At 68.7% G+C, this 17,099-nt stretch carries 18 protein-coding genes; 11 read left to right on the forward strand and 7 right to left on the reverse strand.

The window, feature by feature from the left end:
- From CQ042_RS17800 to CQ042_RS17810, 3 genes are all read left to right on the forward strand, one after another.
- On the forward strand, window positions 1–1,151 hold a 1,151-nt coding region (locus CQ042_RS17800; RefSeq protein WP_105671787.1), incomplete at its 5' end, for a CpaF family protein.
- The gene (locus CQ042_RS17805; protein ID WP_105671788.1) at window positions 1,148–2,005 is read left to right on the forward strand and encodes a type II secretion system F family protein; all 858 of its coding nucleotides are present in this window, start codon (window positions 1,148–1,150) and stop codon (window positions 2,003–2,005) included. The genes CQ042_RS17800 and CQ042_RS17805, both read left to right, overlap by 4 nt.
- On the forward strand, window positions 2,002–2,940 hold the full coding sequence (locus CQ042_RS17810) for a type II secretion system F family protein (protein ID WP_105671789.1): 939 nt from the start codon (window positions 2,002–2,004) through the stop codon (window positions 2,938–2,940). The genes CQ042_RS17805 and CQ042_RS17810 overlap by 4 nt, the downstream gene beginning before the upstream one ends.
- A 180-nt stretch (window positions 2,941–3,120) precedes the next feature.
- Here the strand turns inward: CQ042_RS17810 and CQ042_RS17815 are convergent, their stop codons facing one another.
- Complete coding sequence (locus CQ042_RS17815) at window positions 3,121–4,059, reverse strand: DUF1214 domain-containing protein (protein WP_105671790.1); 939 nt, start codon at window positions 4,057–4,059, stop codon at window positions 3,121–3,123.
- Window positions 4,060–4,265: 206 nt separating this feature from the next.
- Between CQ042_RS17815 and CQ042_RS17820 the strand changes: the two genes are divergently transcribed.
- From CQ042_RS17820 to CQ042_RS17830, 3 genes are read left to right on the forward strand one after another with little or no spacing between them, the layout of a single operon-like run.
- Window positions 4,266–4,667 carry a TadE/TadG family type IV pilus assembly protein gene (locus tag CQ042_RS17820; protein ID WP_105671791.1) on the forward strand — a complete coding sequence of 134 codons (402 nt, stop codon included), beginning with the start codon at window positions 4,266–4,268 and terminating at the stop codon, window positions 4,665–4,667.
- Entirely contained in the window at window positions 4,636–5,091 is a 456-nt protein-coding gene (locus tag CQ042_RS17825; RefSeq protein WP_105671792.1) for a TadE family protein, read from the forward strand. Before CQ042_RS17820 ends, CQ042_RS17825 begins: the two co-directional genes overlap by 32 nt.
- Entirely contained in the window at window positions 5,088–5,558 is a 471-nt protein-coding gene (locus CQ042_RS17830) for a pilus assembly protein TadG-related protein (protein ID WP_374954478.1), read from the forward strand. The genes CQ042_RS17825 and CQ042_RS17830 overlap by 4 nt, the downstream gene beginning before the upstream one ends.
- A 12-nt stretch (window positions 5,559–5,570) precedes the next feature.
- On the opposite strand, the gene CQ042_RS17835 is transcribed toward CQ042_RS17830, so the two are convergent.
- Together CQ042_RS17835 and CQ042_RS17840 are read right to left on the reverse strand one after the other, a co-directional pair.
- Window positions 5,571–6,131: an NUDIX hydrolase gene (locus CQ042_RS17835; RefSeq protein WP_181157615.1), complete on the reverse strand. Its 561-nt coding sequence runs from the start codon at window positions 6,129–6,131 to the stop codon at window positions 5,571–5,573.
- The gene (locus CQ042_RS17840) at window positions 6,128–7,393 is read right to left on the reverse strand and encodes an MFS transporter (RefSeq protein ID WP_105671834.1); all 1,266 of its coding nucleotides are present in this window, start codon (window positions 7,391–7,393) and stop codon (window positions 6,128–6,130) included. Before CQ042_RS17840 ends, CQ042_RS17835 begins: the two co-directional genes overlap by 4 nt.
- A 121-nt stretch (window positions 7,394–7,514) precedes the next feature.
- On the opposite strand from CQ042_RS17840, the gene prfB reads away from it, so the two are divergent.
- Window positions 7,515–8,624: a peptide chain release factor 2 gene (gene prfB, locus CQ042_RS17845; protein ID WP_017828547.1), complete on the forward strand. Its 1,110-nt coding sequence runs from the start codon at window positions 7,515–7,517 to the stop codon at window positions 8,622–8,624.
- Between the two features lie 55 nt (window positions 8,625–8,679).
- Here the strand turns inward: prfB and CQ042_RS17850 are convergent, their stop codons facing one another.
- Window positions 8,680–9,840, reverse strand: a complete 1,161-nt coding sequence (locus tag CQ042_RS17850; RefSeq protein ID WP_105671794.1) for a DUF2510 domain-containing protein — start codon at window positions 9,838–9,840, stop codon at window positions 8,680–8,682.
- Between the two features lie 36 nt (window positions 9,841–9,876).
- Window positions 9,877–10,920 (reverse strand): DUF2510 domain-containing protein, encoded by a 1,044-nt coding sequence (locus CQ042_RS17855; protein WP_105671795.1) that lies wholly within the window; start codon window positions 10,918–10,920, stop codon window positions 9,877–9,879.
- Between the two features lie 183 nt (window positions 10,921–11,103).
- On the opposite strand from CQ042_RS17855, the gene ftsE reads away from it, so the two are divergent.
- From ftsE to smpB, 3 genes are all read left to right on the forward strand, one after another.
- Window positions 11,104–12,198, forward strand: coding sequence for a cell division ATP-binding protein FtsE (ftsE, locus tag CQ042_RS17860; RefSeq protein WP_105671796.1), 1,095 nt, complete (start codon window positions 11,104–11,106; stop codon window positions 12,196–12,198).
- Complete coding sequence (ftsX, locus tag CQ042_RS17865) at window positions 12,195–13,109, forward strand: permease-like cell division protein FtsX (protein ID WP_105671797.1); 915 nt, start codon at window positions 12,195–12,197, stop codon at window positions 13,107–13,109. The genes ftsE and ftsX overlap by 4 nt, the downstream gene beginning before the upstream one ends.
- A 63-nt stretch (window positions 13,110–13,172) precedes the next feature.
- The gene (smpB, locus tag CQ042_RS17870; protein WP_028503568.1) at window positions 13,173–13,649 is read left to right on the forward strand and encodes an SsrA-binding protein SmpB; all 477 of its coding nucleotides are present in this window, start codon (window positions 13,173–13,175) and stop codon (window positions 13,647–13,649) included.
- 10 nt (window positions 13,650–13,659) lie between these two features.
- On the opposite strand, the gene CQ042_RS17875 is transcribed toward smpB, so the two are convergent.
- A complete protein-coding gene (locus CQ042_RS17875) occupies window positions 13,660–15,531 on the reverse strand; it encodes a prolyl oligopeptidase family serine peptidase (protein ID WP_105671798.1) in 1,872 nt (623 codons plus the stop codon).
- Window positions 15,532–15,702: 171 nt separating this feature from the next.
- A complete protein-coding gene (gene lexA / locus CQ042_RS17880; protein ID WP_105671799.1) occupies window positions 15,703–16,389 on the reverse strand; it encodes a transcriptional repressor LexA in 687 nt (228 codons plus the stop codon).
- 289 nt (window positions 16,390–16,678) lie between these two features.
- Here lexA and CQ042_RS17885 point away from each other — a divergent pair, with 289 nt between their 5' ends.
- Window positions 16,679–17,047, forward strand: a complete 369-nt coding sequence (locus CQ042_RS17885; protein WP_105671800.1) for a LysM peptidoglycan-binding domain-containing protein — start codon at window positions 16,679–16,681, stop codon at window positions 17,045–17,047.
- Window positions 17,048–17,099: the final 52 nt, after the last annotated feature.

A 17,099-nucleotide genomic window follows, 5' to 3' on the forward strand; every position in this document is an offset into this window, starting at 1 on the left:
TGCGCGCGGAGGGCATCGACCCGTCGATAGAGCCCGACGCCGCGTGGCGCCTCACCCACGCCGAGGTCCGTCGGCATGACGACCTCGCCCTGGCGCGGGGAGAAGCCCTGATCGACGATGAAGTGGCCTGCGTACGCGAGGTGCTGGCCTCGCTCGGCGGGTTCGGGGCGCTGCAGCCGCTGCTGGACGATCCGGAGATCGAGGAGATCTGGGTGAACGGCACCGGCCAGGTGCACGTCGCACGGGAGGGCACGGCGGAGCGGATGACGCTTCGCCTCGACGACGCGGCGGTGCGTGACCTCGTCGAACGGATGCTGCAGTCCACCGGACGTCGCGTCGACATCAGCCAGCCCTTCGTCGATGCGTCGCTGCCCGACGGGTCCCGCCTGCACGTGGCGATCGCCGATGTCGTGCGAGGCGGGTGGGCGGTGAACATCCGGAAGTTCCTCCCGAAATACCGATCGCTCGATGCGCTGGCAGGCCGGGGCATGATGCCGGCCACGATCGCCGAGATGCTTCGCGCGGCGATGAACGACGGCCGCAGCGTGATCGTGTCGGGGGCGACGCACGCCGGGAAGACCACCCTGCTCGCCGCGCTGCTCGCTTCGTGCACCGATACCCAGCGCATCGTGACGGTGGAGGAGACCTTCGAGCTGGCGGTGGACGGCCCCGACCTGGTGGCGCTGCAGGGGCGACAGGCGAGCCTGGAGGGCACGGGGGAGATCACGCTGCGCCGACTGGTGAAAGAGGCGTTGCGCATGCGACCGGATCGTCTGGTCGTCGGCGAGGTGCGCGACGCGGAGGCACTCGATCTGGTGCTCGCACTCAACACCGGAGTGCCCGGCGCCTGCACGGTGCACGCGAACTCGGCGACCGAAGCCGTCGAGAAGCTGAGCATCCTGCCGCTTCTCGCCGGACGCAACATCGATCGCGCGTTCATCGCTCCTGCGCTCGCCGCGTCGATCGACCTGGTCGTGCACTGCATCCGCGATCGCACGGGGAGGCGTCATGTACAGGAGATCATCTCCCCGACCGGCCACGTCGAAGACGGCCGCATAGGGCTGAGGACGGTCTACCGTGCGACCGAGCGCCTGGGGGAATCCGCGGACATCGGCCGACGCGATCTGCGGCCCGTCGAGGCCGCGTCATGACGGTCCTCGTCGGGGCGGCCCTCGCGGCGGGCGTGCTCCTCTGCCTCTCGCCCTGGATGTGGCCACCGCGTGCGGACTCCGCACCGGCCCCGAGACAGGGACGGCTGATCCGATTGATCGAGGAGGCGGGCCTCGACGGGGTCTCGCAGCGCACGCTCGTGAGCGTGATCTTCGCCGCCGCCCTGGTCACCGCATCCGTGGTCTGGCTCGTGACGGGGCTCGCCGTGCTCGCGCTGCTGGCGGGGCTGGCGGGGGCGGCTGCTCCGATCCTGTTCCTGCGCGGTCGTCGGCAGCGGTTGCGGCGGCTGCGGCGTCAGCTCTGGCCCGATGTCTGCGACCTCCTGATCGCCTCGATACGTGTCGGCCTGTCGCTCCCCGACGCTGTGGCGAGTCTGGCCGAATCCGCACCGAAGATGCTGAGGCCGGCGTTCGCGGTGTTCGCGAGAGACCTGCGTGCCAGCGGCAGGTTCGACACGAGCCTCGATCGGCTCAAGTCCACGCTGGCCGATCCCATCGGGGACCGGATCGCGGAGACGCTGCGCATGGCGCGTCAGGTCGGCGGTACCGAGCTCATCAGCGTGCTTCGCGCGCTCTCGAGTTCGGTGCGGGCCGATGCCGCGCTGCGGGGGGAGGTCGAGGCTCGACAGTCGTGGATCCGTGGAGCTGCGGTTCTCGGAGCCATCGCCCCGTGGGTCATCCTCGGTCTCCTCGTCCTGCGTCCTGAAGGTGCCGCGGCGTACGGAACTCCTGAAGGGGTGCTCGTGATCTGCGTGGGCGCCGCCGTGTCGATCATCGCCTTCCAGATCATGGTCCGCATCGGACGACTTCCCGAACCGCGGCGGTGGTTCGGATGAACGTCCTCTCCGCTCTCGCGAACGCCGTGCTGATCGGCGGCGGATTCGCCGTCGGCGCGATGAGCATCCTCTCGGCGCTTCCCCGCTGGCGGGCCGCCTCCCTCGCCGCGCGCATCGGCCCTTATGTGCGTGATGTGGTGCCCGATGCGAACATGCCTCGCGGCGTCCTTCCGACAGCAGGGATCCTCCCCATGAGCGGGCGCTCGCCGTGGGATCGTCTCCGGAACGGGTTCGAGCGGATGCTGGGTGGCGGAGACGCGCTCCGGCAGCGTCTGGCGCAGGCCGGGGTGCGGACCGATCCTTCCTCCTTCCGCGGTCGGCAGCTGGGATGGGGGCTGTCCGGCATCGGAGCAGGGGCTGTCCTTCTGACCGTGCTCGCGCTGGCGGGACGCTGGTCGGTGCCGACGAGCCTGATCCCGATCCTCTGCGGCGCGGCCGCCGCCGCGGCCTACGACGTGCAGCTCTCCGCACGCGCGAAGGCGCGAAGGGTGCGTCTCACCGACGAGCTTCCGACGACCCTGGAGTTCCTGGCGCTCTGCCTCTCCGCAGGAGAAGGGTTCCTCGACTCCCTCCGCCGTGTGGCCGACGTCGGCTCCGGCGAGCTCACCGCCGAACTCCGTGAAGTGGTGCTCGCGGTCGGCACCGGTTCTCCGCTCGTCGACGCGCTGGGGGAGATGTCCCGACGCCTCCAGCTGCCGGGGCTGTCGCGGGCCGTCGACCAGATCATCGCCGCACTCGAGCACGGGGCGCCGCTCGCCGCGGTGCTGCACGCGCAGGCGGGGGATGCACGAGAAGAGGCGAAGCGCGTGCTCATCGAGCAGGCGGGGAGAAAGGAGATCCTGATGCTCCTGCCCCTCGTCTTCCTCATCCTGCCGCTCTCGGTGCTCTTCGCCGTGTACCCCGGACTCTTCATCCTCCGGCTCGGGATCGGCTGACCCGCCGCCGAGCCGACCGCCTACGAAAGGAAGAACATGACCCCACGAACTCCCCGCCAACGCCGGTATCCCTGGCAGGGCATCGCCTCCCGTTCCCGTGCATTCGCCGGCGACGAGACCGGTGACGTCCCCGGATGGGTGCTCGTCACACTGATGACAGGAGCTGCACCCTGGTGTCGCTCAGGGCGCGACTGGCGGGAATGTCCAGGATCCGTCGAGGATATCCTTCCGTGGCCGGTACATGCGCACGGCGTAGTTCCAGCCGTCCATGATCGGGATCGTGTTGGGCAGATCCCCGTCACCGAATCTGATCGTCGTGGATCCGTCGTCGTTCTTCACGGCAGTGACGCTGTTGATGCTGTAGACGCCCTTGTCGTTCTTCTCGAAGAACCCCGCCTTGTTGTACACGGAGATCGACCAGAAGGCGTCGACGGGGACGTCGTGCACGGTGAGCTCGTAGTTGCCGACGGGCAGGCGTGGCTCGATGGTGGCGTAGCTGGCTTCCTCGTCAGGGAGCCCGCCCCACCCGTTCGCTGTTCCGATGAGGTGCAGCACGGGGTTTACCTCGGTGCGCTTCCCGAACCCGTGCACGAACCTCCCCAGGTGGCGCGACAGCGTCAGCAGTGCCTCGCGCACCTCATCGAAGGAGGCGGTGTCGTAGTCGGGCATCTTGAACTCGGCCGTGGACCCGGTCTCGATCTTCAACCCGTCCTGGAGCGCGTTCACCGCTTCGATGTCGGCGGGATCCGCGGGGTCGACCAGGATGCGGGAAGCGACGAGCACCCAGGGCGTATCGAACTCGTCCACCGTCAGCTCGTAGGTCCCGCCGGAGTGAAAGACCCTGTTGATGTAGTGGTCCTCGTTCACGACCATCACCGACATGTACCGCTCGCCGGCATCTGGCAGAGTCAGTGTCGCGCCACCGCTGATGTCGACGATCGCCAGGCTGTAGAGCGTGTCCCTGTTCTGGCGGATCACCCGTTGATCATCGATCGAACCTGGCTCACGATCGTGATGCCACCGGTTCGATCCGCCCGCTTTCTCCGCCAGGCCTTTGAACATGCGGTCTGTCTCTGCCCGGGGGAAGCTCTCCACGGTCACAGGGATTGCGTTGGTCATGAGATCTCCGTTCCACGCCCAGGGTGCTCCTATTTCGGCAAGAACGGAGGCGAGCCTCACACCGATGGGGTGAGGCCCCGGAGGGTGGGAACAGGACTCAATCACACTCATGACGGCCGGGCTCGTGGTGCTCATCTGGGCTGTCGCCGGCCCTGCGTTGACCTCGCTGTTCGAGCAGGCGATCCAACGGGTGTCGGGACTCTGAGATGAGGGAGCGGCACCGGCTCACCGACGACCGCGGATCCAGCCCGGTCGAGTTCCTCCTGGTGGGAACGCTGCTGACGGCCCTCACCCTCGCCGTGCTCCAACTCGCGTTCGCCGTGTACGTGCGCAACGTGGTCCACGACGCCGCTGTCGAGGGTGCCTATCGCGCAGCCCTGGCCGATACGACATTGGAGGAAGGCATCGAACGCACCCGGGACGTCATCGCTCGCGCGGTCGGCGGGGCCTATGCGGAAGACATCAGCGCCGGCGTCTCCGGGACTCCGCCGGACGAGACGGTCGAGGTCCGCGTCCGCACCACGTTTCCGCTGCTCGGACTGATCGGCGTCCCCTTCGCGATGGAGGTGGAGGCTCATGCGCCCGCAGAGACCTTCGGGGATCGATGACGACGGCTCGGCGGCGCTGGAGTTCATCGCCGTCGGTGTCATCCTCCTGGTGCCGCTCATCTATCTGGTGATCACGCTCGGGGCCATCCAGGAGCAGGCGCTGGGGGCGGAGGCCGCGGCGCGTCACATCGCACGTGTGATCGCGCGCGCACCCGACGCCGAGGTCGCCGCGGACCGGAGCGACGCCGTGCTCGCGGGGATCGTGGACGAGTACGGCCTGGATCCGGATGCGGTCGACCTGTCTCTCGCCTGCACCCCGCCTGCGGTCGAGTGTCCGTCGGCCGGGGCCACGATCATCGTCACCGTCGCCACGCGGGTGCGGCTTCCGCTGGTGCCCGACCTGTTCGGTCTCGACCGATCGACGGCGATTCCGATCCAGGCCGAGGCGGTCCAGAAGGTCTCGCGATCATGGGGCGCCGAATGACGGGGAGGGGTCAGCCGGTGGGGAGGAGCGAGGTCGCCGACGTGCGCGGGGACGGTCGCGGGTTCGAGGACGAGACGGGGAGCGTGCTGCTTTTGACCCTGGGATACGTTCTGCTCGCTCTCGCGGTGATCTTCGTGTGCGTGTGCGCGACGGACCTCTACATCTCGCAGAAGCGGCTCGACGCGCTCGCCGACGCCGCCGCGCTCGCCGGAGCGGACGGGTTCACGTTGACGGTGAGCGACGGCGACGTCCGTGCCGAGCTCACGGATGCCGGTGTCGAGGAGCAGGCAGCCGCCCTGGTGGATGCGCTGCCGGGGGAAGTCTCGATGGTCGCCGCCGGAGCACCGGACGGCGTCTCGGCGCGCGTCACAGTCGCTGCGGAGTGGCATCCGCCGCTGGTGTCCGTGTTCGTCCCAGACGGCATTCCCCTGGAGTCGACGGCGACGAGTCGCACGGCGTTGCGGTGACGCGGTCTCGGGTCAGCGGGAGTCGCGCAGCTGCACGAGAAGCCCATCGAGCCGAGGGACGAGCTGTGGCGGCACCGCCGTCGGCAGCGCGTCGACCGGCCACCAGCGCACGTCCTCCGATTCCTCGCTCACGAGGAGCGCGGAATCGCGGTCGACCACGACGGCGATCCCGATGTCGAGGTGCGAGGCACAGGCGCCGAAGCGGGACGACAGACCGTGATGGTCGAGGTCGTAGGCGGGTGATGCGAGCGGCGGCCGCACCACGATGCCCGTCTCCTCGCGCAGTTCCCGCAGCGCTCCGCTCACGACGGAGTCGTCGCCCTCCTCGACGTGGCCTCCCGGCTGCACCCAGAACTGCCCTTTGCGATGGAAGACGAGCAACGTGTGCTCGAGCGAGTCATCGAACACCACGCACGATGCGGTGAGATGATCCGGTCCGGACTCGCGATGCACCGGACCTCCGTCTTCTCCGAAGAAGGAGGCGAAGTCCGATTGCGCGTCTCGGTCCCGCTCGGAGCGAGGCACGAAGGTCGAGATCAGGCGGTGGGCATCGACCTCCAGTATCGACGTCACTCCGGTTCTCCCTCTCTCTCGGACGAGTCGTCGTCGGAGGCCGGCCGCTCCCGCGGGACGAATCGCGGGATCCAGCGCAGGAACCCGGCGGCGCCGACCAGGCCGATCACGCCCATGGCGGCTGCGGCGAACGGCAGTGCGGCGACGGCGGTGATCGCCGACACGAGCAGCGGGGCGATCGCACCGCCGGCGTCCGTCAGCGTCCGCCACGATCCGAGGAAGGCCGCAGGCTCCCGCTTCGGGGCGACATCCGCGCCGAGCGTCAGCAGGATGCCGCTGGACAGGCCGTTCCCGACCCCGAGCACCGCAGCGAACATGCCGAACCACAGCACCGCCGCATCCAGATCGTGTGTGAACGACAGGGCGAGGAACCCCGCGCCCATGAGCACCATCGCGGGCATCGCCGCCCACAGCCGGCCGAAGCGATCCATGACCTGGCCGCTCGCATAGAACAGGGCGAAGTCGATCGCGCCGGAGACGCCGACCACCAGTGCGATGGTCGAGGCGTCCAATCCCAGGGAGAGTCCCCACAGCGGGAGCACGACCTGCCGTGCGGAGCGGACGGCGGAGAGCGAGGCGGCAGCCAGTCCGAGGCGTCCGAGCACCCCGCGCTGGTGCCACATGGTCTGGAAGATCCCCGCCCGCTCGATCGTCGGGATCGATCCGCTCACGGCTTCGCCCGAATCCTCCATGTAGCGCTCGTGGGTGGCTGATCGCACCGGTGGGATCGTCTTCTCGGGATCGGGGCCGAAGAGCACGAGCAGCACCATCACGACCAGGCAGCCGAGGAAGAACCAGATCGCCGCGCTCTCGCTGCCGAAGAGCTGCAGGAGCCCCGCGGCGACGAAGGGGCCGATGAAGATGCCGAGACGGAAGCTGCCGCCAAGCAGCGAGAGGGAGCGTGCACGGAAGGCCACAGGCACGCGCGTGGTCATGAACGCGTGCCGGGCGAGGCCGAAGGCCGCGGCACAGATCCCGAGCAGGAAGACCGATGCCGCCAGCACGCCGAGGGTCGGTGCGAACACCATCCCGACGCCGGCGATGATCGCGATCACGCCGGCGATCACCATCGTGTACCGCTCGCCGATCCTGCCCACCGCCCATCCGGCAGGAAGATTGCCGCACAGCTGGCCGATGACGAGGGCGGAGGCCACGAGGGCGGCGAACGCCACGTCGGCTCCCATGGAGGCGGCGATCACCGGGATGAGCGGGATCACGGCGCCTTCGCCGAGTGCGAAGAGGATCGTCGGCAGGTACACCATGGGTCCGAACTGGCGAAGGACCGTCGATGCACTGCTCACGGCTTCACGCTACTCCCGTTGCTCGGAGGTCCCGGACGAGGGGGTCCCCGTGCGGGCAGGCGGCACGTTAGGCTGAGGTGTCATGCTCGAACTAGATCTCTCCGCCGAAATCCAGGCGCTCAGGCACACCTTCGGCGACATCAGCGAGGTCGTCGATGTCTCCCGTCTCCGCGACGACATCGCGCGTCTCAGCGAGGAGGCCGGCGCCCCCGACCTCTGGGACGACACCGAGAACGCGCAGAAGGTGACCAGCGCACTCAGCCACCGTCAGTCCGAGCTCGCCCGGATCACCGGCATCGCGCAGCGTCTCGACGATCTCGAGGTGCTCATCGGCCTCGCCAATGAGATGGGCGATGAAGATTCCGCTCAGGAGGCGCGCGCCGAGCTCGCCGCCCTCACCGACCTGATCAACCAGCTCGAGGTGCAGACGCTCCTCGACGGCGAGTACGACGAGCGGGCGGCCATCATCACGATCCGCTCCGGGGCGGGTGGCGACGACGCCACGGACTTCGCCGAGATGCTGATGCGCATGTACCTGCGCTGGGCGGAGCGGCACAAGTATCCCGTCAAGGTCATGGACACCTCTTACGCCGAGGGCGCGGGCATCAAGTCCGCGACCTTCGAGATCGACGCCCCCTACGCGTTCGGCACCATCTCGGTCGAGGCCGGCACGCACCGCCTCGCCCGCATCAGTCCGTTCGGCTCGGCCGACAAGCGCCAGACATCGTTCGCCGCGGTCGAGGTCATCCCGCTGATGGAAGAGGCGACGGAGGTCGACATCCCGGAGAACGACATCCGCGTCGACGTCTTCCGTTCCTCGGGCCCCGGTGGACAGTCGGTCAACACGACCGACTCCGCCGTGCGCCTGACGCACCTCCCGACCGGCATCGTCGTCTCGATGCAGAACGAGAAGTCGCAGATCCAGAACCGCGCTGCCGCGATGCGCGTGCTGCAGACCCGACTCCTGCTGCTGCAGAAGGAGCAGGAGGCGGCGAAGAAGAAGGAGCTCGCGGGTAACATCACCGCGAGCTGGGGCGATCAGATGCGCTCGTACTTCCTCTACGGTCAGCAGCTGGTGAAGGATCTCCGCACCGGCCAGGAGTCGGGCAACCCGGCTGCGGTCTTCGACGGCGATCTCGACGACTTCATCTCGGCGGGCATCCGCTGGCGCAAGCGCAAGATCGAGGACTGAGTCCACGAAGAAGGCCCCCGGGATCGTTCCGGGGGCCTTCTTCGTCGGACGCCTGTCAGTAGTTCGCCCCCTGAAGGGTGCCGGTCACGTCCTCGTAGCTGAAGACGATGCAGTAGACAGTGCGGTCGTCCGCGCGGCTCCAGGAGCCCCTGGTCGGCTGGTACGTGTAGAGGTCGAGCATGGATTCCTCATAGGGGATGCCGACGAACGTCTCGAAGTGTGCGACGCAGCCTTGCCACGCCGTCTCCGCGAGGGCGTCATCACCGGGGAACTCGCCATCCTCGACATCGAAGATGAGAGAGATCTCATCCGTGTGCGGCTGCTCGCAGGGAACCACCGGCAGGTCGAAGATCTGATCCTCGTCCCCGTACTCGACCAGCGGGAGGCAGTCGCCGACCTCGAGCTCACCGAAGGGCACCATCTCGGCGCCCTCGATCGCAGAGGGATCCTCGTTCGCCTCGGGGGAGGGCTCCTCATCCGTCGGTGGCTGTTCGCTCGGGACGGCGATCGACCAGCCGTCACCTTCCGCGGACGAGGTCGTGGCCAGCGTGATGAACGAGACGGCGAGAGCGAGGATCGCGCCGACCACCGCGACGGCCAGGCCGACGATCCCCGGCCACTTCCGTCCCCGCAGGAACAGCGACACGAGCGAGGTCACGAAACCGACGGCGAGGAGAGCCCAGCCGACGATCGAGATCGCCGGAATGCACGCACACACCACACCGACGACCACCACGGCCAGACCGATGATGCCGACCACCGGCATACCGGAATGGGGCGGCTGCGCGGGAGGGGAGGGCCAGGGGGCTCCACCGGCGACGCCGGACTGCGGGTATCCCGCGCCGGCCGGGTATCCCGTGCCTCCCGGATATCCGCCGACCGGATTCGCTGCTGCTGTGCCCGCATGTGCGTACTCCGCCTGGGAGGGCATCATGTACGGCGGGGCGAAGGGAGCGGCCTCGGGTGCGGGGGATGCGAACGGTGCAGGATCGGGGTCGGCCGCCACCGGAGATGCCGCCTGGTCCTGTTCCGCCTCTGCCGGTTCGGTGGTGGCCGTCCCGGTCGGCTCGGCGGCTGCTGACTCGATCGGTTCGGCGGTGGCTGACGCCGTCGGAGTCGGAGGCGCCCCCGTGACGACGTGCTCCGTCCACTGCAGACCATCCCACCATCGTCGATTTCCCGAGCCGTCGTCGTACCAGCCGGCAGGTGTCGTCATCAGGATCCCCGTCTGTCTTCCTCGGTCGTCAGCGTGTCAGAGCGTGAAGCACGCGGAGAGGGCCTCGGTGTCGGTGAGCACCTCGCTGTAGCCGGATACCGCGTCGACGTCCGTGAGCTCGCCGTCGGCGATCTTGCGGAGCGTCGCGTTGTCGAGGTCGGACGCGACGAAGACGTCCGCGATGCACGAGACCTGGGCATCGGTGAAGCCCTCGGTGCCCGTCGAGAGGAGGATCGCCTTCAGGCCTTCGGCGACCTCGGGCGAGGTCGCTCGGACGCCCTCGTCGGGGGCATCGGTGCCATCGGTGCCATCGGTGTCGCTCGGCGCCGTCGCCTCGATCGAGGGGGAGGAGCTGGGCAGGTTCTCGATCTCGTCGCTCACGTTCTGAGCGATCGCGATGACGAGGAAGATCGACACGATGATGCCGATGATCGTGCCGACGACGGCCAGGATGAGTCCGGTGATGCCCGGCCACTTCTTGCCCTTGAGGAAGAGCGAGATCAGGGAGACGATGAACCCGGCGCCGAGAAGGATGAAGCCGACGATCCCGATCAGCGGGATGAACACCAGGATCGTTCCGAGCACGGACAGTCCGAGTCCGACCAGTCCCAGGACCGAGAGCTTTCGCGGAGCCTCCGGCTCGGGCTGCCCGTAGGCGGCCGTCGCCGGGTAGCCGGACGGTGACGACGCGTAGGCGCCGGGGTAGCTCGGCGTGGCACCCGGGTACCCCGGGGCCGGCTCGGCGGGAACCGCGGCAGGGTATGCGGGAGCCGTGGGTGGGGCATATGCGCCGAGGTCGTCGCCGAGAGGCGTCGTCGGCGCGGCCTCGTCGGTCGGGTCGATCGCGGATGCGTCGAGCGAGGGGTCCTGTGCGGCAGGCTCCTCCGCGGTCGGGAGGTCCTCCGCCGCCGGAGTCTCCGTCGCCGGAATCTCCGTCGCCGAGGGGATCTCCGTGGCGGCCGGAACCTCCGTGGCCGCCGGCGCGGCGGTCTCCGGAGCGAAGTGCTCCGTCCACTGCTGGCCGTCCCACCAGCGCTGACGACCGGATCCGTCGTCGTACCAGCCTGCAGGTGTCGTCATGAGTCCCCCTCGAAGATGTGAGCGGCTGCGGATGGCGCAACCGGCATCATCATGTATAGCAGTGGGCGGCGACGCGGTCGTGGCCCCTCAGAGGGGATGACCCGCACGCGTTCCTGAGACGGACGCGCCGCTCGGGGTGTCGCTCGCGGCCAGCAGGAAGGGCGCACTTAGGCTCGAAGGGCCATGATTCGGTTCGAGAACGTCACGAAACGCTACCGCGGGACGTCGAAGCCCGCCCTCTCCGGTGTCGACTTCGAAGTGCAGCGCGGGGAGTTCGTCTTTCTCGTCGGCGCCTCGGGCTCCGGCAAGTCCTCCTGTCTGCGCCTCATCCTGCGCGAAGACGTGCCGACGTCGGGGCGGGTCGCCGTCCTCGGGCGCGACCTGCGCTCGCTCGCCAATCGCAAGGTGCCGTACTTCCGGCGCCATATCGGTTCGGTGTTCCAGGACTTCCGTCTCCTGCCGTCGAAGACCGTCTACCAGAACGTGGCTTTCACGCTGCAGGTGACGGGATCTTCGCGCGGTTTCATCCAGCAGGCGGTGCCCGAGGCCCTGGCGCTCGTCGGACTCGACGGCAAGCAGAAGCGCATGCCGCACGAGCTCTCCGGTGGCGAGCAGCAGCGCGTCGCGATCGCCCGGGCGCTCGTGAACCGCCCTCAGGTGCTGCTCGCCGACGAGCCGACCGGAAACCTCGACCCCGCGACCTCCGTCGACATCATGCAGCTGCTCGCCCGCATCAACGCCGGCGGCACCACAGTGTTGATGGCCACGCATGAAGCGGGCTTCGTCGACCAGATGCAGCGTCGTGTGATCGAGCTCAGCGACGGTGAGATGGTGCGCGACGAGGTGCACGGCGGCTACGGTGACACGTCCAACATCCCGCGACTCGTGCCGGAGGAGGTGCGCGGCGCCGCGGCGGCCGCCGCCCTCACCGCCGTGCAGGAGGTGCAGCGTCAGACCGCCGACCTCTCGGTCGTCCGCGCCGCCCTCGCGGAGGAGCTCAGCACGCAGCGCAGGGCTGCCGCCGCTGTGGACCGCGACGGCGAGACGGTGGTTCCCCCGGCCCCGCGCACGGTCGAACCCCCGGAGCCGGCGCATTCCCCGCGGGGCGATGCCGCGGCGGATGTCGTCGAGCCTCCTTCCGCCGTCGAGCCTCCGGCCGCGAACCGGCCGCGAACCCACCCGATCGTCCTGCCGGCGGTGGATGTCGCCGAGCTCGGAGTCGCGGATCGCCTCGGGCTGTCCGACGAAGACGATCAGGAAGTGGGCCCGACCTCATGAGAATCGGTCTCATCCTGACCGAAGCCCTGGGTGGGCTCCGGCGCAACATCTCCATGGTGATCTCCGTCATCCTCGTCACGTTCGTGTCGTTGACCTTCGTGGGGGCGGCCATCCTGATGCAGGGGCAGATCGGCGTCATGCGCGGATACTGGGCGGAACGCGCCCAGGTCGCGGTGTACATGTGCTCCGCGGTCTCCGAATCGGACACGTGCGTCGACGGCGCGGCCAGCGAGGAGCAGGTCGCCGCGGTGCGGGCACAGCTGGAAGGGGATGCTCTGGCGCCCCTCATCAGCTCGATGACATTCGACACCAGGGAAGAGACCTACGCCAAGCTCGTCGATCAGCTCGGCGCGGATCAGGCGAGCGTGCTCACCCCTGACCAGGCGTTCGAGGTGTTCTTCGTCACGATGAAGGACCCCGGCCAGTCTCAGGTGCTCACCGAGGCGTTCAGTGGACAGGCAGGCGTGGAGCAGGTCAAGGATCAGCTGCAGTATCTGGAACCGCTGTTCTCGGCGTTGACCGTGGCGACGTACATCGCCGTCGGCATCGCCGTCCTCATGCTCATCGCGGCGACCTTGCTGATCGGCACGACCATCCGATTGTCGGCGTACGCGCGGCGCAAGGAGATCGGCATCATGCGTCTGGTCGGGGCCTCCAACCGGTTCATCCAGACACCGTTCGTCCTGGAGGGCGTGTTCGCCGCGTTCCTCGGCTCGGCTCTGGCCAGCGTCGCCGTCGTCGCCGGCGTGCACTTCGGTGTGAACGGCTACCTGCGAGGGAGGGTTCCGTTCATCACGACGTGGGTGACGATGCAGGATGCGGCGTTCGTGGTCCCCGTGCTGATCGGCATCGGCGTGATCCTCGCCGCGCTCTCCGCCGGCTTCGCGATCCGGCGCTGGCTCCGTACCTGATATCCTGAAAGGCTGCTCGGTCGGAACGATCGGTCGAGCTCATCACGGCAACAGGAGAGCATCATGCCCAGGGAACGCGGAGAGAAGGTCGTCGCGACCAATCGTCGCGCACGTCACGACTACACGATCGAGAAGTCGTACGAGGCGGGGATGGTGCTCACCGGCACCGAGGTCAAGTCGCTGCGACAGGGACGTGCCAACCTCAGCGACGGCTACGCGTTCGTCAAGGGCAACGAGGTCTTCCTCGACTCGGTGCACATCCCCGAGTACTCGCAGGGGCACTGGACGAACCATTCCGCCAAGCGCATCCGCAAGCTGCTGCTGCACCGGGCGGAGATCGAGAAGATCGCACATGCGGTCTCGGCGGGCGGATACACGCTGATCCCGCTGAAGCTCTATTTCTCGGACGGTCGCGCCAAGGTCGAGATCGCCCTCGCGAAGGGAAAGCGCGAGTACGACAAGCGCCAGACCCTGCGCGAGCGGCAGGACACCCGCGAGGCGGATCGTGCGATGCGCCTGCGCAATCGCGTGGGGGAGTAGCCCTCGGCCGTCACAGGCGCGGTGCGAAGCCGAAGACGCGGCCGAGGAACACCAGCTCGCGCTCGAGGGCATCGACGATCGTCTCGGCGCTGCGGAAACCGTGCCCCTCTGCGGGATACAGCACGTACTCGTGGTCGATGCCGCGCGCCGCGAGCGCATCGCGGATGGCCTCGGACTGCGACGGGGGCACGACCCGGTCCTCCCCGCCCTGCAGGAGCAGCACGGGGACATCGATGCGCTCGGTGTGCGTGAGCGGCGAACGCTCGATGTACAGGTGCTCGTCCTCGGGGAGCCGGCCGACCAGTCCGTCGACGTACGATGCCTCGAAATCGTGTGTCTCCGCGACCAGCATCCGCAGGTCGGCCACACCGTAGCGGCTGATGCCGGCGGCGAAGGCACCGCCGCGGACCAGTGCCGACAGCACGGTCCATCCGCCGGCCGAGCCGCCTCGGATCGCGATGCGGTCGGGATCGGCGAGACCGGCGTCCGCGAGACCGCGGGCGGCGGCGATCACGTCGTCGACGTCGACGATGCCCCACTCGCAGTCCAGGCGTTCGCGATACGCACGGCCGTAGCCGGTGGATCCTCCGTAGTTCACATCGAGCACGCCGATGCCGCGGCTCGTGTAGAAGGCGATCGCCGCCGAGGTCGCACCGGTGACGTGCGCCGTCGGACCGCCGTGCACCAGCACGACGTACGGCGGCAGTTCACCCTCCGGCGCCGCGGTCTCCGGGTTCGCCGGAGGATAGGCGAACGCATGCACATCGCCGTGCGGGCCGTCGACCTCGATCGGCAGCGACGCGGGCATCCACCGCTGGTCGACCGGCTCGCCGCCGCGCACCGCGACGACCTCTCCTGATTCGATGTCGACCGACCACAGACCGGCCGTCACGCGTGAGCCGTCGCCGGAGAGGAGCACCCGGGAGCCGTCGACCGCGTCGACGCTCACATGTCCGTCCGCGGCGACGTCGATCGGCGTCACTGCGAATCCGTCGGCATCGATCACGACGATCTCGTCGCGTCCGTTCGTGCGCGTCGCGACGATCCGACCGTCATCGAGCGGCTGGTACCAGCGGTTGCCGAGCACCCAGAGGCCGTAGCCGGTGTCGGAGTCGTCGGGAGCCAGGGCTCGGGAAGCACCGACGGGAGTGGTGCCGTCGAGGGTGATGCGCTGGAGCGCCCAGCGCCCGTCGGGGTCGTCGGCGAAGACGAGCTCCCCGTCGGTGATCCACTCCGGCTGCAGGGCCGCCCGCGAGGGAATCGTGTGCGCCCGCCCGCCATCCGCGTCCGCGACGTGCACCTGCGCGTCCTCCCACGGCATCCGTCCGCGCTCCCACGCGACCCAGGCGACCCGTGTCCCGTCGGGCGAGAGCGCGGGGTGGGCGAAGAAGCCCTCGCCCTGCGCGATGACGCGGACGGCGGAGGCGTCGTCGGCCGCAGACCCGTCGACCGGGATCTCCACGATCGCACGGGTGTGCGGGGTCGTCGAGAGGTCTTCCCGTACGGCCAGCAGGCGGCCGTTCTGCAGGCGAAGGCCTCCGTGTGAGGGACCGGGCGGGGTGAGGGCGACAGGCGCCGAGTCCGGAGCCAGGCGGCGGACGCGCTGGTCACCGGCGTCTACGAAGTACAGCGTGCCGCGGTCGTCGGTCGTCCATGCGCCTCCGCCGTACTCGTGCACCCGCGATCGGGCGTTCCACGGCGCGGGGAGAACCTCGGCGCCGGAGGAGCTGCGCACCGTCACGCGACCCTTCTCGGCCGGTACCGACTCGCCCCACCAGATCTCCGTGCCGACGAAGCGGGCGCCGTCGATGCGTGGTGAGGACGCCGCGACGGACGCGGCGGAGAAGGGGGAGGGCCAGGAACCGTAGGGGGACGACGACATGCTTCGAGCCTATGCGCCGATGACGCACGACGTCACACGCATGCGGGGCCCCGCGGCCCGATCACCCCGCGCCGTGTCGGTGAAGACGTGAGCGTAGCGGCCTGATCCGCCGCGCAAGCGACGAAGGCCCTCCCGGAAACCCGGGAGGGCCTTCGTCGTGCGTGTCGTCTCTCAGACCGCGCGGAGGACCGCCACGACCTTGCCGAGAACCACGGACTCGTCGCCGAGGATGGGTTCGAATGCGGAGTTGCGGGGGAGCAGCCAGGTGTGACCGTCGCGGCGGCGCAGCACCTTGACGGTGGCCTCGCCGTCGAGCATCGCTGCCACGATCTCGCCGTTCTCGGCGCTGCTCTGGGAACGGACGACGACCCAGTCGCCGTCGCAGATGGCGGCGTCGATCATCGACTCGCCGGAGACCTTGAGCATGAAGAGGTCGCCCTTGCCCACCAGCTGGCGGGGGAGAGGGAAGATCTCCTCGACTTGCTGGTCGGCGGTGATCGGCACGCCGGCGGCGATGCGTCCGACCAGGGGGACGAGGGCCGCGTCGCCGACGGGAGTGGCGACATCCGCCGGGTTCTCGGTGCTGGTGCCCGGCAGGTCGATCAGCACCTCCATGGCTCTGGTCTTGCCGGGGTCGCGTCGCAGGTAGCCGCTGAGTTCGAGCTGCCCGAGCTGGTGGGTGACGCTGGAGAGGGACTTGAGGCCGACGGCGTCGCCGATCTCACGCATGCTCGGCGGATACCCGTGGTGTGCGATCGAGTTCTGGATGACCTCGAGGATCGCCATCTGCTTCGGGCTGAGGCTCTTCCGGCGACGCGTGCGCGGTGCCTCCGACTCGGGGGCAGAGTTCTCGCTCATGGTGCTCCTTCAGTGCGTGATCCGACGTCCCTCTTCGAATGTCGGAGGCCCGTGGTGGGGTGTCCCTATCGAAACCGTATCCGAGAATCGGGCCGATCTGGAAGATCTGTTCGAGCGTGTCGGCAGAATTCCCGGTCTGGTTTCGAAGAATACTTGACAGATGTTCGAACTCGAAGATATCTTCGGTACGTAGCTTCGCATTCACGGCTCCCGGCCGAGACGGGAATGCGAACGCTACGCCAACTTCCCCGGCAGCTTCACCGCTCCGGGACAGGCTAAGGAGCACGACATGAGCAGCATCAGCTTCAGCACCGCAGCGGTCATCCCGGCACCGGCTCGCCCGGCGACGAGACTCCGGTTGACGGCGCGAGGCCGGGCTGTGCTGCTCGCGATCGCCTCGGTGCCGCTGGCGATCGGCATCGCTTTCGCCGCACTCAGCGGTGGCAATGCCATCGCCTCCGGTGCCGACGCGGCGGCGGTGAGCGTCGAGACGGTGACGGTCATGCCCGGTGACACGCTCTGGTCGATCGCGACCGGCGTGGCCCCCGAGGCCGACCCGCGCGACGTCATCGGCGAGATCAGCCGGATGAACCTGCTGCGCGGCGGCGAGCTCCAGATCGGCCAGGAACTCGCGATTCCCGCGCAGTACTCGAACTGAGCACGGGTCGGCAGGGAGGCAGCCACGACAGGCGAGCCGGGCACGGCAACTT

This window comes from Microbacterium sp. MYb62 (assembly GCF_002979475.1).
In the GTDB taxonomy this organism is placed as follows: Bacteria; Actinomycetota; Actinomycetes; order Actinomycetales; family Microbacteriaceae; genus Microbacterium.